Source organism: Acinetobacter sp. BSP-28 (genome assembly GCF_044130285.1).
Classification (GTDB): Bacteria; Pseudomonadota; Gammaproteobacteria; order Pseudomonadales; family Moraxellaceae; genus Acinetobacter.
In genome coordinates, this window is sequence record NZ_JBIQOB010000002.1 from 147570 (window position 1) to 161347 (window position 13778).

Annotated in this window: 15 protein-coding genes; 10 read left to right on the forward strand and 5 right to left on the reverse strand. The window is 42.1% G+C overall.

Annotation, left to right across the window (positions count from 1 at the left end):
• The first annotated feature begins 326 nt into the window (after positions 1-326).
• The 5 genes from ACE01R_RS02080 to pgaD all read left to right on the forward strand — a co-directional run bounded on the left by ACE01R_RS02080 (position 327) and on the right by pgaD (position 6642).
• Complete coding sequence (locus tag ACE01R_RS02080) at positions 327-665, forward strand: FKBP-type peptidyl-prolyl cis-trans isomerase (protein WP_092818761.1); 339 nt, start codon at positions 327-329, stop codon at positions 663-665.
• Between the two features lie 138 nt (positions 666-803).
• Entirely contained in the window at positions 804-2666 is a 1863-nt protein-coding gene (locus ACE01R_RS02085) for a diguanylate cyclase domain-containing protein (RefSeq protein WP_395544630.1), read from the forward strand.
• 334 nt (positions 2667-3000) lie between these two features.
• Complete coding sequence (gene pgaB / locus ACE01R_RS02090) at positions 3001-4935, forward strand: poly-beta-1,6-N-acetyl-D-glucosamine N-deacetylase PgaB (protein WP_395545269.1); 1935 nt, start codon at positions 3001-3003, stop codon at positions 4933-4935.
• Between the two features lie 11 nt (positions 4936-4946).
• Entirely contained in the window at positions 4947-6239 is a 1293-nt protein-coding gene (pgaC, locus tag ACE01R_RS02095; protein WP_395544631.1) for a poly-beta-1,6-N-acetyl-D-glucosamine synthase, read from the forward strand.
• Positions 6229-6642 (forward strand): poly-beta-1,6-N-acetyl-D-glucosamine biosynthesis protein PgaD, encoded by a 414-nt coding sequence (pgaD, locus tag ACE01R_RS02100; protein ID WP_395544632.1) that lies wholly within the window; start codon positions 6229-6231, stop codon positions 6640-6642. The genes pgaC and pgaD overlap by 11 nt, the downstream gene beginning before the upstream one ends.
• A gap of 78 nt (positions 6643-6720) precedes the next feature.
• Here the strand turns inward: pgaD and ACE01R_RS02105 are convergent, their stop codons facing one another.
• A complete protein-coding gene (locus tag ACE01R_RS02105; protein WP_395544633.1) occupies positions 6721-7671 on the reverse strand; it encodes a DMT family transporter in 951 nt (316 codons plus the stop codon).
• A 340-nt stretch (positions 7672-8011) separates the two neighbouring features.
• Between ACE01R_RS02105 and ACE01R_RS02110 the strand changes: the two genes are divergently transcribed.
• Entirely contained in the window at positions 8012-8494 is a 483-nt protein-coding gene (locus ACE01R_RS02110) for a hypothetical protein (protein ID WP_395544634.1), read from the forward strand.
• A gap of 59 nt (positions 8495-8553) precedes the next feature.
• Here ACE01R_RS02110 and ACE01R_RS02115 read toward each other — a convergent pair whose 3' ends face one another.
• From ACE01R_RS02115 to ACE01R_RS02125, 3 genes are read right to left on the reverse strand one after another with little or no spacing between them, the layout of a single operon-like run.
• Positions 8554-9111 carry a TetR/AcrR family transcriptional regulator gene (locus tag ACE01R_RS02115; protein ID WP_395544635.1) on the reverse strand — a complete coding sequence of 186 codons (558 nt, stop codon included), beginning with the start codon at positions 9109-9111 and terminating at the stop codon, positions 8554-8556.
• A 13-nt stretch (positions 9112-9124) separates the two neighbouring features.
• Complete coding sequence (locus ACE01R_RS02120; protein WP_395544636.1) at positions 9125-10027, reverse strand: alpha/beta fold hydrolase; 903 nt, start codon at positions 10025-10027, stop codon at positions 9125-9127.
• A 44-nt stretch (positions 10028-10071) separates the two neighbouring features.
• The gene (locus tag ACE01R_RS02125) at positions 10072-10857 is read right to left on the reverse strand and encodes a crotonase/enoyl-CoA hydratase family protein (RefSeq protein WP_395544637.1); all 786 of its coding nucleotides are present in this window, start codon (positions 10855-10857) and stop codon (positions 10072-10074) included.
• Positions 10858-11079: 222 nt separating this feature from the next.
• Here ACE01R_RS02125 and pnuC point away from each other — a divergent pair, with 222 nt between their 5' ends.
• From pnuC to ACE01R_RS02140, 3 genes are all read left to right on the forward strand, one after another.
• Positions 11080-11664 (forward strand): nicotinamide riboside transporter PnuC, encoded by a 585-nt coding sequence (pnuC, locus tag ACE01R_RS02130; protein ID WP_395544638.1) that lies wholly within the window; start codon positions 11080-11082, stop codon positions 11662-11664.
• Positions 11665-11682: 18 nt separating this feature from the next.
• Positions 11683-11958 (forward strand): hypothetical protein, encoded by a 276-nt coding sequence (locus ACE01R_RS02135; protein WP_395544639.1) that lies wholly within the window; start codon positions 11683-11685, stop codon positions 11956-11958.
• A 137-nt stretch (positions 11959-12095) separates the two neighbouring features.
• The gene (locus ACE01R_RS02140) at positions 12096-12593 is read left to right on the forward strand and encodes a DUF2505 family protein (RefSeq protein WP_395544640.1); all 498 of its coding nucleotides are present in this window, start codon (positions 12096-12098) and stop codon (positions 12591-12593) included.
• Positions 12594-12815: 222 nt separating this feature from the next.
• On the opposite strand, the gene ACE01R_RS02145 is transcribed toward ACE01R_RS02140, so the two are convergent.
• On the reverse strand, positions 12816-13019 hold the full coding sequence (locus ACE01R_RS02145; RefSeq protein WP_395544641.1) for an amino acid transport protein: 204 nt from the start codon (positions 13017-13019) through the stop codon (positions 12816-12818).
• Positions 13020-13237: 218 nt separating this feature from the next.
• Here ACE01R_RS02145 and def point away from each other — a divergent pair, with 218 nt between their 5' ends.
• Positions 13238-13717 (forward strand): peptide deformylase, encoded by a 480-nt coding sequence (gene def / locus ACE01R_RS02150; RefSeq protein ID WP_395544642.1) that lies wholly within the window; start codon positions 13238-13240, stop codon positions 13715-13717.
• Positions 13718-13778: the final 61 nt, after the last annotated feature.

The window sequence follows — 13778 nt, forward strand, 5'->3', positions numbered from 1 at the left end:
GTTGCAGGTCTAGGCTTGCATCCTGATAAAAAAATTACGTAGACCTGAAAACAATTAAAATGAATAAGAGGATTTATTTAAGACCTATAAGATGAAGGTGGTTCGCAGTGTGCAACATAAAACCGAGCACAGATTTAACGGACGCTGGATTTTAATTGGATCGGCTGAAAACCATAAAAAATTGACGGCTTATTTATTGAATAATTCAAATATTCAGGAGCTCAGCTTTTAAATACAGCTAAAAACGGATGCCTTTAAATTCTAAAGCATCCGGATAAATCCGGTTATACTATTGAAAATTTGGTGTTCAGTTTAGGTAAATGACCATGATTAATGAATTGGAAATTATTGATTTAAAAGTAGGTGAAGGTAAAGAAGCAGTTAAAGGTGCGTTGATTACCACCCATTACACAGGCTGGCTGGAAGATGGAACCAAGTTCGATTCTTCGATTGACCGTGGTAACTACTTTGAGACTGTAATTGGTACTGGTCGTGTGATTAAAGGCTGGGATCAGGGCATTATGGGCATGAAAGTCGGTGGTAAACGTAAATTACTGGTACCTGCACATCTGGCTTATGGTGAACGCAAAATGGGTAAAATTATTCCGGCTAATTCAAACCTTATTTTTGAAATTGAGCTGTTTGACGTAAAAACACGTGATTAATGCGTATTAATTGCTGATTAAAAAACATGCTGCAAGAGACAAGGATGAATCTTGCAGATATGTGAAAAATAATTTGAGTTTTATTTTTTTATCGCTACATTAATAAATAGCTAAGCGTATTTAAGGATGATTCGCTTTTTGTATAAAATTCAGAAACAGATCCATTTTTTCAAATTTTTTCTCGCCATATGTCTATGCATAGGTCTGGGACAAAAACAGGTTTGGGCATTATATGAAGCCGCGCCTGAATCCTATTATTTACATCAAAAAATCTTGAATGATGTTGCGTTTACCGAGGATAGTTCTAGCCCGTTAAAAGGAACATGGCAGTATTACCCTCAGCAGTTTATTACTCACCCCAGTTCTGTTTTAAAATCTGACACAGTGAGTTTGCCGGCCTCATTTAAGGACATCACCGGAACCAATCAAACCTACGGTACATTTGTTGGTCATTTTAAAATACCCAAGCAATTTGTGGGGCGCCGTATTGCGATTTTTATTCCGAATCAATATGGTGCTTACCGACTGTATTTAAATGGTGATTTTGTCCTTCGGATGGGGAAAGTAGGAAAAGATGAAAGCAGCCATCAAACAGAAAATACCCCTAAAATTGCTTTTTTTGTAGTAGAAAAAGAATATTTCACTATTGCTATCCAAGCGTCCAATTTTAATCATTTGCATGGCGGGCTGGAAAATCCGATGCGAATCGGGGTAGGGACCACCATTAGTCGCCAGTTCCAGCAGTTGATGATGAGTATTGGTTTGGTCTGTGGTGCTGTACTGGGTGTAGGTATCTTTACCCTCATGTTTTCAGTATTTCAAAGGGCGATTGGCCGAGGCAGTATCCATGTATTTGTGTTCGGTATTTTTATCTTATTCTTGGCTTTACATAATTTATTTTCAGCACCTTATGCCTATACCACCTTTACCAATATTAGCTGGTTATGGGGAGTGCGCCTAGAATATCTGTTTACATATTTGGCAGTTACCTTTTTTATCAGTTATATGTTTTTACTCAATCGGCGCTATTTACATCCGGTTGTTTATGGTCTGGCAATGCTTATATTGAGCATTGATATGGTTGTAACCTTGTTTACTGTACCTGAATTTTTTCAGCGTTTTGCCTTTTATAGTTCCCTTATTAGCCCGATTTTGATTCTAAATTTTGGCTATGGTTTTTATCTGACCGTGAAATCGCAAGAGCACTATTCAACCATTAATTTATGGGCCGTGATTTTATTATGCGTTACTTTCTTGCATGACTTCTTGTTAAGTCTTAACTTGATTGATTCCTTTAACCTCTCATTTATTTCAACCAGTTTTTATGCCTTGCTGATTATGTTTCAGCAGTCAAAAAATTATGCCCACCATACTCATCATATTCAGCAATTGAACGATAATTTATTTGAGTTGAACCGATCTCTGGATCAGAAAGTACAGGAACGTACCTCTCAGTTACATCAGCTGAATAAACAGTTGGAACGACAAATTCAAATTGATGCATTAACCGGGGCTTTTAATCGGCGTGCTTTAAATGCCGAGATCCAGCGTTTATTTAGCCTGACCAAGAATCAAACAAATAACACCCTGGCATTTGCCATGTTAGATGTCGATTATTTTAAAAATTACAATGATTATTATGGACACTTGAAGGGTGACGTGATTTTGCAAAAATTGGTGCAAGTCATTCAGCGTGCCTTACCACCTTCCGCTTATGTGGCGCGTTATGGGGGCGAAGAGTTTGCCATTCTGCTGCATAACGTGCCAAGTGAAGTGGTTTTAAACGTATTACAGCAGGTTTTAAATGCCGTGAGACAATGCCAGTTTGAACATTTAAACCGGCCTGATCAGAAGCAATATGTGACCTTAAGCATGGGCGTGGCCTGGATGGATCGAAATCATCCGTATAGCGATATTCATGAACTGATGAAAGCTGCCGATGTTCAGCTTTATGCTGCCAAGGGTGCCGGAAGGGATCAATATCAACCCTCTAAGACTTAGCTGCACTTTTGTTGCTATTTATCCTTTTTTTAGCTCCTTTGAGCAAAATAAAAGCAGCTATGCTAGTTGAAACGTGGTCATTTTGTTAACAGCGCCTATATTTTTAAATGCTTAATTTTCAAAAACTATTATTTTTTTAAGCTTCGTTTCAGCTTGATTGGATAAAAATGCAGGTTCAAAGATCTGAATGCCGTAAATCATGAAAAGGATAGTTTTCTATTAATCAATGATGCTGCGTGTTCAGAGAATAAAATGTTTTTTGAGCACCTCTTCAATGACAACTCGCTTACTTTCAACCTTGCTTTCTGCTTCTCTTTCCGCCGTTTTATGTCAGATGCCTCATTTAGCCTGGAGTAAAACGCTGCCAGTCAGCAATCCAACCCTCACCGTGATTGGTTACCATGAAATTACCGATCGTCAATCGGCCCTGATTCCTGACTATTCGGTAACGACGCAGCAGTTTCAGCAACATATCAGTTGGCTTAAAAATAATGGATTTCATTTTATTAATGTTGATCAGCTGATTAAAGCGCATGCAGGGAAATACCGCTTACCGAGCAAACCGGTTTTATTAACCGTTGATGATGGCTATGCTTCATTTTATAAAAATGCCTATCCGATTACTAAAGCCAATAAAATTCCAGTGGTGCTGGCAGTCGTGGGTTCATGGCTAGAGCCTAAAGCAGGGCAAAGTATTGACTTTTCAGGTGAGAAAATTCAGCGCAATCAAATGTTGTCTTGGTCTGAACTGAAAGAGATGCAGGACAGCGGTCTGGTCGAAATTGCCAGTCATAGCTATAACCTGCATCGTGGCATCTTGGGCAATCCGCAGGGCAATATGGAACCGGCGGCAGTGACACGGTTATACGATCCTAAATCTGCAAGCTATGAAACCGATCAACATTATCAGCAACGGATTACGGGTGATTTAAAACAGAATAACCAGTTATTAAGTGCCCATGGTTTGAAGTCACCACGCGTAATGGTATGGCCTTATGGTCATTACACTATGCAGACCGTGAACATTGCTCAACAGTTAGGTATGCCTGTTGCGATTAGTCTGGATGATGGTGCAGATTCAGCACAGAGTTCTTTGGGGCAGCTCAACCGTATTCTGATTGAAGGCAATATGACCACGCAGGATTTGGCCCAGGAAATTCAAAACCGTCAGCAACATTTAGGCGACAACAACCGTCCACAAAAGATCATGCATATCGATCTGGATTACATTTACGACAAGGATCCAATCCAGCAGGAACGCAATCTGGATCATCTACTTGACCGGATTGTGGCGATGAAAGTGAATACCGTGTATTTACAAGCCTTTTCCGATCCTGATGCCAACGGTTCAGCAGATATGGTGTATTTCCCGAACCATTATTTACCGATGCGTGCCGACCTGTTTAACCGCGTGGCCTGGCAAATTCAGACCCGTACCCAAGTCAGTCGGGTCTATGCCTGGATGCCATTACTGGCCTGGGAATTACCAAAAGATAACCCGGTGTCCAAAGATATAGTAGTGACCCAGCAAGCCGATGAGTCCAACCATCTGAATATGGGCTACCACCGTTTAAGTCCTTTTTCTGCCGATGCGCGTAAAACGATTGCCGGTATTTATCAAGACCTGGCCAAGACAGTGCCATTTAATGGCATTTTATTTCACGATGACACCACGTTGTCTGATTATGAAGATGCCAGCCCTGAGGCCTTAAAAGCTTATGCTGCGATAGGTTTACCCACCGATCTGGCCAAAATCCGTAATAACGATGCCGAGCTGGAAAAGTGGACAGCATTTAAAACCAAATACATCGATGACTTTGCCATGCAACTGGCGCAGGAAGTCCGTCAGTATCATCCATTCTTGCTGACTGCACGCAACTTATATGCACAAGTTGCCCTGAAACCTTATGCAGAAAACTGGTATTCACAGTCTTTGGAACAGTCGATCAACCGTTATGACTTCACTGCGATCATGGCGATGCCATATATGGAGCAGGCGACTGACAGTGATGCTTTTTATCGGGACATCGTTAATCGCGTGAAGCAATATCCTAATGGCATGAAGAAGACGGTCTTTGAATTACAGTCGGTGAACTGGCGAACCAATCAACGGGTTCCTTCAGATGAAATGGCCAAAACCATTGAGTCTTTATATACCCAAGGGGTGATACATGAAGCCTATTATCCGGATGACCCGATTCAGGATTATCCAGATACTCACGTATTGCGCAAAGCCTTTGATTTGAAATCCAGCAAACTTATTCCTTAAAGGAATTTTATATGTCAACGCTGCAGCATTTTTGGCATTCTGCATTGCACTTTGTCTTTTATTATCCATTATTTATGTCGTATTTATGGATGATCGGTGCACTGATTTTCTATTGGAAAGAGCGACGGGATCCTCCCTATCAACAGCCTGAGGCATTGCCTTATTATCCTAAGGTGGCCGTGCTGGTGCCTTGCTTTAATGAGGGAGATAATGCTGAAGAAACACTGAGTCATGCACTGGCGCTGGATTATCCTCACTTTGAAGTCATCGCGATTAATGATGGCAGTTCGGATAACACCGCAGCCGTGCTCAACCATCTGGCGGATCAGCATGAAAAACTGCGTGTGGTGCATTTGGCGCATAATCAGGGCAAAGCCATGGCCTTACAGGCGGGAAGCTTGCTGACCGATGCTGAATATTTGCTCGGCATTGATGGTGATGCCTTGCTTGATCCGCATGCTGCGACCTGGATGTTACGGCATTTTCTGCAAGATGCAACCGTGGCTGCGGTCACCGGTAATCCGCGAATTCGTACCCGTTCGACCTTAATTGGGCGTATTCAGGTGGGAGAATTTTCTTCGATTGTCGGCATGATTAAACGGGCACAACGTAGCTTTGGTCGGCTGTTTACCGTTTCTGGCGTGATTACCGCTTTTCGTAAAAGTGCGGTGCATGAGGTCGGCTACTGGTCACTCGACATGCTGACGGAAGATATTGATATTACCTGGAAGTTGCAACGTGCGGGCTGGAATATTCACTTTGAACCGAATGCGCTGGTGTGGATTTTAATGCCGGAAACATTCAAGGGCTTATGGAAACAGCGATTGCGCTGGGCCATGGGCGGTGCACAGGTGCTGATCAAAAATATCGATGTGCTGTTTCAACCGAAACTGAATTTTTTATGGCCATTGCTGTGTGAATTGATCCTGACACTGGTCTGGTCTTATCTCATGCTGTTTATGGCCATTCTCTGGTTAATGCATTTTGTTGTTCCACTGGGCATATCGGGCATCAGTTCGCCATTTTTACCGTATGGTACCGGCATGCTCTTGGGCGTGACCTGTCTGTTGCAGTTTGCCCTGAGTAAATGGATGGACAGCCGTTATGAACATTCTCTGGGCAAAAATTACTTCTGGATGATCTGGTATCCATTCGTTTTCTGGCTGATTACCCTGACGGCCAGTATTGTGGCATTCCCTAAAGTATTGTTACGTGGCGCTGGCCAGCGTGCACGCTGGGTCAGTCCCGACCGGGGCATGCGTAATTCAACGTCTAATAATGAGCAAGTGATCCATGAAAAATAATCCTTTAATTATTGATTTACGTCATTGCTTGCCTTGGCATAAACGTTATGCATCAAATACTTCTACAGCCATGATGTGGGTGGTATGGTTGCTATTATGGCGACCGTTACTGATTGTGTTGGGAATTGTCAGCCTGCAAAAGCAGCACCTGTTCCATCAGCTTTTTTCTGCCTTTGGCTTGGGCATTGAACATGGGGTGAGTGCATTATTGGCTTGTGCTGTGGCCTTGCTGTTATGGTCGAATTTTGTGCCTGCTAAAATAGTACAGACAAGCTCTGCCAAAAATATTTCCGATTATGGACAGCATTTTGGTTTGGCTGTTGAAAATATTGAACAGGGACGGCAGCAAAAGGTCAGTGTGGTTCATTATGACGAACACGGCAAAATTATTCACATTGAATAAAAGCTTTTTACCTGAGTCCAGAATTTAGAAAATCCCGGGTCGGCATCCAGCCCGGGATTTTCTGTTTTATTTTATCGGCTATTTGCCAGGTACGCGCAAAGCATAGCAGGCTAAACCAGTACATAGTAATAGCAGCCCAAGGTAAAAATGAGAACTTAGCATTTCGTGATTTAGCCAGGTGCCCCACAGCGTGGCCAGTACCGGGCTAATGATGTTCATTAGCATTAGTGTGGTGGGTTTGACTTTATTGAGCAGTTGATAATAAAAAATCATTGCCAGTACAGATGAAAATATTGCGCTATAGACGAGCGCTATACTGCTGTACAAAGAAAGCAGCTGATCGGGCATCTCTGACCAGAAAAAGGGTAATAAACCACAATAACCCAGCCATGACACAATTGTAGCACCGGTCATCTGACTGATCGGATGGATATTTGCAGCAACCGCGCGCACCGCAAATGCAGAAAGCACATATAAAAGCATGGCGATAATTTCCAAACCGATGCCAAATATATCGAAGAGAAAATTTTGCGAATTTAAACCCAGTGCGAAATACAGTCCCAGCATACCCATCAGCAAGCCTAGCCATTGATAGGCGTTAAATTTTTCACTGCGAAAAATATAAATGGTCAGTAATCCTGAGACGAAGGGAGCACTACCATAGATGATTGAAATCACCGTGGAAGGGACCTTGGATGCCCCCATATAGCAAAAGGTCATGGATGCAAACAGGCCGAGTGCACCTGCGGCATAACTGAGTAAAGCTTGCGGGTGTAATGGCAGTCTGACTCTGAAATAGGCCTGACACGCCAGGGCAATTGGAATGGCCAGGCTGAATCGGATAAATAAGCCCCACGCCCAATGAATTTCATGTACTGTCCAGACGGCTGCAAGTGGAGTGAGTGACCAGATCAGCACCACAGTAGCAAATTGACCGGCTGTAGCGAAGCGTGAGTTTGGGCTAAAAGGAGCTACAACCGGCTGGGACAGTGGAGAGGGGAATCCATTTTTATTAATAGGATGATTCATCAGCTTTTTCCTTGTTTTTAGGCAATAAAAAAGGCCGCTACTGAGGCGACCTTGGGGTATTGGGGTGAGTGATTTATTTTAAATCATCATCAGGGTACAGATTCCAAGGCACCTCATGCAAAAATGCTACACGTCGTAAACTGGCCTTGTTGACCTGAAGGTCCAAAGCGAGGCAAGTGACAAGCGTATGTTGAGCATATGAAGAAATAGGGAACATGAAAAAATTCCATGGAATCTGCATTTTTTATAACACAATATTTTAAAAGTTGTGTAATTTTTGTTCAAATTGTTTATATAATATAAAAATAATAATTATTTATTCATTCATGAGAGTGACGCTATGGTGAAAATACTCTTGGGGTTATGTATTGGCATTGGACTACTGGTCCTTTGGAAAATATTTTTAAAAATTCAGATCAATCAACATTCACAGCAATTCAGAATCAAGCAGCTCGCCGATTTAATCAAACCTGATGCGACCTCGGCACAGCCCGCGTCCAAACCGGAAGTCAGGGTAGATGAAGTAGAGGAATATGAACAACAGCTGTTTGATGATGTTTGCCAGATGTTTTTTGAACGCCATTTGACTGAACGTAATTTAAGTCAAGCCATTGTGGTTCAAGAAGGCATCTTAAAAAAATTGCCCGCCAAAGCCCAAACCCGGATTCGTAAGCTGGACTTAGGTGAGTGGTCAATTTACTGGACCTTCTATGACCAGTCTTTAGAATATTATGTCGGACGTTATGGGGTGTTTTATACTCATATTGACCGTTTTGGTTGTGAGCATAAGTGTGAATTCAAGGAACAGCATAGTCGTGCCTGACTGAAGCGGCTGCCCTTAAATTGAGTTTGCTTTAGTTTAAATTCAAGCATTAGATGCTTTTATATCAGCTGTTTTAAAATGCGTTGCTTGACCTGATCCAGATAAAACAGGTCATCATTGAGGCGATACATTAAAATTGCCCCTTCATAATCGGCCAGACTTTGTTTTGCCAAAATTTGTGCCTCATGTTCTGCAAGCTGCATTTTAAATAATTGATAAAACGCCATTTGCCAATCCTGAAAGATCAGGCGGATTTTTTCTACAATCTGCTCAGACTGATAGCGTGTTTCAATTGAAATAATCCCGATTAAACAGCCTTTGACTTTATCACTAAAAAACTGGATGGCACGTTCATGCATTTGCTCGAACTGTTGGCTGATGGAAATTTCATCTTGCTGGTTCAGCTTAAACAAATGGCTATTTAAATACTGTCTGGTCAGTTCCAGAACATCCATCAATAACGCTTCTTTACTGGGGTAGTAATAGTAAAAAGAGGCTTTGCTCAGTCCACAGGCTTGAGCCAAAATCTCCATACTGGTTGCGGCATAGCCATGACGTTTAAATTGCAGGGCACAAGTCTTTAAAATTTGTTCCCGGCTCAGTTTCTGTGGGCGCATCTGTATTTAGTCTCTATCCGTTTTGCTGGGCAAGGTGTTGATCGAAAGTACGGTCTATTTCATCCCAGATTTTTTCTGCACCCTGACGAAAATAACCCATATGGCCAATGTGTTTTAGGTCATAATCGCCTGCAGAAATATTGATAAATTGCATAGGTGCTTGTCGGTAGTGCTGCATAAAGGCATAGCGTGAATTCGGCAAAGCCCAGTCATCATCCAGTGCAGAAACGGCATAAATAGGTGTTTTGACTTGTGCATATTTCTCGATTAAAAGCTGCTGCTCGGGGTCGGCAAAGAAGTAGGTCGGATTTTTACACCATTTGCGCCACTGTTTATAAACATCAATCGGTAAATCTGCACCCATTTTCAGTTTGCTCCAGGGCAAATAACCTTTGAACGCAACCATCGGCGGGAACACAATGTTCCAGATCACCTGAACTTTGACTTTTTCTTTAAAAGGCATATAACCATGCCAGCCGGCACCAGTACCAAAGCAATACATGGCAATGACCTTATCATGATTTGGCGTTAATCCCAGCGCTTGCCCGCCATAGGAATGACCGACCATAAAAATAGGCAGCTGATCCTGTGCCAGATAGTCAATTGCCCCAGCTAGGTCTAATGCTCCCCAATCCAGATAAGACATCTTAAAACCTTTTAGGCTGGCAGGAGCCGATTGTCCCACACCACGGTAATCAAAAGTCAGCACTTGATAACCAAACTGGGTCATATATTCGGCAAAGCGGCGATAAAACTCCTGCGGAACCCCGGTTGCGCTGGACAGCACAATATTGGCTTTGGTGTCATGTTCTGGTGTGTAGAGGGTTCCCTTTAATGAATAATCATCTATAGCCGGAAAGGAATGTGAGCTGACACTAAAATGGCTGTTTTGTAATTTCTGCTTGTAATGTGGCATGGCAAACTCGTGTTGTTATTGGATTTAGACTGTTAGCTGTTTAATTAGCGGCCTTTAAATTCAGGCGCGCGACGTTGCAGCATTGCCATGACACCTTCTTGCACATCCTGAGTTTTGAGCAAAGGAGTCAGATGTTGCTGTAAATGGGCAAAAGCAGTTTCAGCCCCATGCTCCGCGGCCTCTTTGGCGGAAGCCAGTGTGGCTTGTACAGCCAGCGGGGCAGCCTGGGCAATATGTTCAGCCAGTTCGATGGCACGTTGCAGTGGCGGTTCAGTGCTGATTTCAGTAATCAGGTTTAAATCCAGTGCGGTTGCTGCATCAAAATGATCCCCGGTCAGTAAATAGCGCATGGCTTTAGACCAGCCTGCGGCCTGTACAAAACGGACGGTAGCACCACCAAAGGGTAAAATGCCACGCTGCACTTCCATTTGCGCGAACTGGCAATTATCCTGCGCAATAACTATATCGGCATTCAGCATCAACTCAATGCCTGCGGTATAACAAATCCCTTGTACGGCCACAATCACCGGTTTCTTGCGTGCTCTTGAAGTCGTGCCCCAGGGATTAATTTGCTCAGGATCAAAATCAAATACACCTGTTTCCAGTTTGGGTTGTAATTCGACCAGATCCAGCCCGGCAGTAAAATGATCGCCATGGGCAAAAATGACCGCGCAACGCAATTCCGGGTGATCTTCATATTCAGTTAAGGCCAGTGACAGGTCATGAATCATATGGCTATCAAAGGCATTTCTTTTTGCAGCACGGTCGAGACCAATCAGGAACAGAGACCCACGGATTTCCCGGCTGACTTTTCCTTGTTGTTGTGACATTTTTATTCTTCCATATTGATCATTTAATAAGTTTTTAAACGATTGTTAGAAAACTGTCAAACCTGTGCAGTCACATTTTCAATTGCTGTGGTAATGAGAAAATCAGAAGGTAAAAGCGCTGTGGTGATTGGTGAGCAATGGGACAAAATAGGGATAATTTAACTTGCGTTCAGGGCTTTTTTTTTCATAATAGCAACACTCTTTAGCTGTTTGATTATTGCCATGTCACCTTTAGAAATTGTTGCGGTTATTATTAGTCTTATCGGGGTGACACTCACCATTAAACGCAATATGTGGTGCTGGTGGTTTAACTTTGCAGCCTTTGTACTGTATGCCTATCTTTTTTATCAATTTAAGCTCTATGGCGAAACCATATTACAGTTCTTTTTCATAGGCGTGAACTTTTACGGTTTCTATCACTGGCTGAAGGGCAAGCAGCAAGATCATGAAATTCGGATTGAGCCGATCGCAAAAAAAGCGGTCATTTTCCAGATGCTACTGGCCGCGATTGGTGGGTTGATTTTTGGTTTAACGCTAAAACATTTTACCGATGCCGCCGTACCAATGCTGGATTCACAACTGGCTGCATTCAGTCTGTTGGCTACCTATTGGACCAGCCGTAAACATATTGCCACCTGGGTATTGTGGGTTTTTGTCGATATTATTTATGTCGGTATGTTTATTTATAAGGACCTATTCTTAACTGCCGGTTTGTATGCTGCTTTTGTGGGTTTGGCTGCGTTTGGCTGGTGGCAGTGGGAACAGGTGAAAAAGAAACAGGCTTTGACTCAGTTCAAGGGTGTCTAAACGCTGAAGGAGTGAGGAATGCTGATCGACTTTGCTCAATACCAGTTGCACAGGTTTGATGAACTGGCAGGCCGAATTCAAGCCGAGCCAGAAAAATATATCAACTTCGATTCCGTTTCTGACTTTTATAAAGCGGCCTGGTTGCAGGATTTTCCCAAAGGCACGATTTGGACCGCGACAGGTCTGGATGATGGCGCTGAACAGTTTGATATCATCATTGAATATCGAGGTCATTTTCTCCGTATTTCCTGTGGTGAAAAAACGACTATTTACTGTGGCATCTATGCAGAATAGTGCGGTATAGATGGTCAATGACAGCATCTGGTAAATTCAATTAAATAAACAGCTATACAAAATAGGCTAGATCAGTGATGATCAAATGGTTTAGAATTGTTAAAAATAACCACTAGAAAAATAAAGGATTATAAAATATGGCACATCGTTTTACTGTGAATTCTACAATTCAGGGTGTTTCAATCGATCAGTTCAAACGACTTGTAGCAAATACTGCCTTACATGAAGCAGTGTGCAGACGTATACCAGGTGAAAAACTGGAAATTATTGAGTCTAAAATGAGTGGTGATATTTACACTTTACGTCGTGCTTATAATCTGGATATCAATATTCCGGATATGGCGAAAAAATTCTTTAAAGATGCATTTCGAGTCAAGCGTACCGATATCACGGATTTGGCAGCTTTAACTTCAAGCATAAAATTGGGTGCAAATGTGCCTTTAGAAGCAGACTGTGAACGTCTGGTGACGGGTGATGAGCAGCAAATTCACATTAGTCTGAATTGGCATGTCAAGATTAAAATTCCCTTGATTGCGGGTATGTTGGAAAGACATGCCGAAACTGAAATTCGTAAATTTAGTCAGCTGGAAATCCAGATTGTTGAAGATGAGTTAAAGAAAAATTTACTAGCTTAATCAATAAAAAGCCCTTCAACTGAAGGGCTTTTTTGTACTTAATCTTTAACCAGATAACTCAATAAAATCACTTTTCTTGTTCTCACGCAGTCTGCCAATCAGCTTGTAATAATACGAATCAAGCCTTTGCATGATGATCGCTGTTTTTATATATTAAACGCATCGGTATGCTCAAAACCCAAGGCATTTTCATTTTATAAATAAACATGATTTATCGCTCAATTAAAGCCGGATAAAGTAAGGCGCGATAGAGAGCAGGATACCGATTGTGGTTAATATGCCAGTATTTTCTATAAAATAAGGGAAAACCATCAGGACTAAGCCACAGATCCACGGCACAATAACCTTTTGCTTTTTTCCATACAAAAAATAGCCTAAGCCTATAGAACTAAAAACCACCCCGAGAAGAAGCTGAGCTGTATTCATATTTTTTATTCATCAAGAGATTCGGCGAATGATAAATAAGCCAAATTAAAATGGGCTTAAAACATTTGCTGTTTCAGACTGCCTGAATTGTTCATAAATGTGCTATAGACATATTAAAACTGAATATATCAGAGCGCTTTTTAGGACTAATATTTATACAGGATATTGAATTAAAAACAGATGAAGCTGAGAGTTATCCTCCAGGGAGGAATGAATTTATGAGCACCATTTTAGCTGTTGCCCAGCGTGGCGAAAGCATTTTGACTTTAAAGGCGGCAGAAGTGGCAAGGACTGAGCTGAATAGCCCATGGTTAAAGGAACTTGCAGCAGCCATGTATGCCACCATGCTGGAACGAAACGGGGTAGGTATTGCTGCACCTCAGGTCTATGTGTCAAAACGGGTGATTATCGTGGCATCACGGCCGAATCTTCGTTATCCCGATGCACCTGAAATGGATGCACTGGTGATGGTCAATCCTGAAATTTTGGAAAAATCTGAACTGACTATTTTAGGTGAAGAAGGCTGTTTAAGTGTACCGAATGAGCGTGGGCAAGTTGCGCGTGCTGAAACTATTAAACTGCGATATTTCACTTTGGACGGTGTAGGGGTAGAAATGACTTTGAGCGGTTTTCCCGCCCGAATTGTGCAGCATGAAGTGGACCATCTGGATGGGGTGCTGTTTATCGACAGGACATAAGCATAAATTGTTTAATTTTTGTACTATTGGTATAATTTGGGGGGTAATAAAAAAATTTATA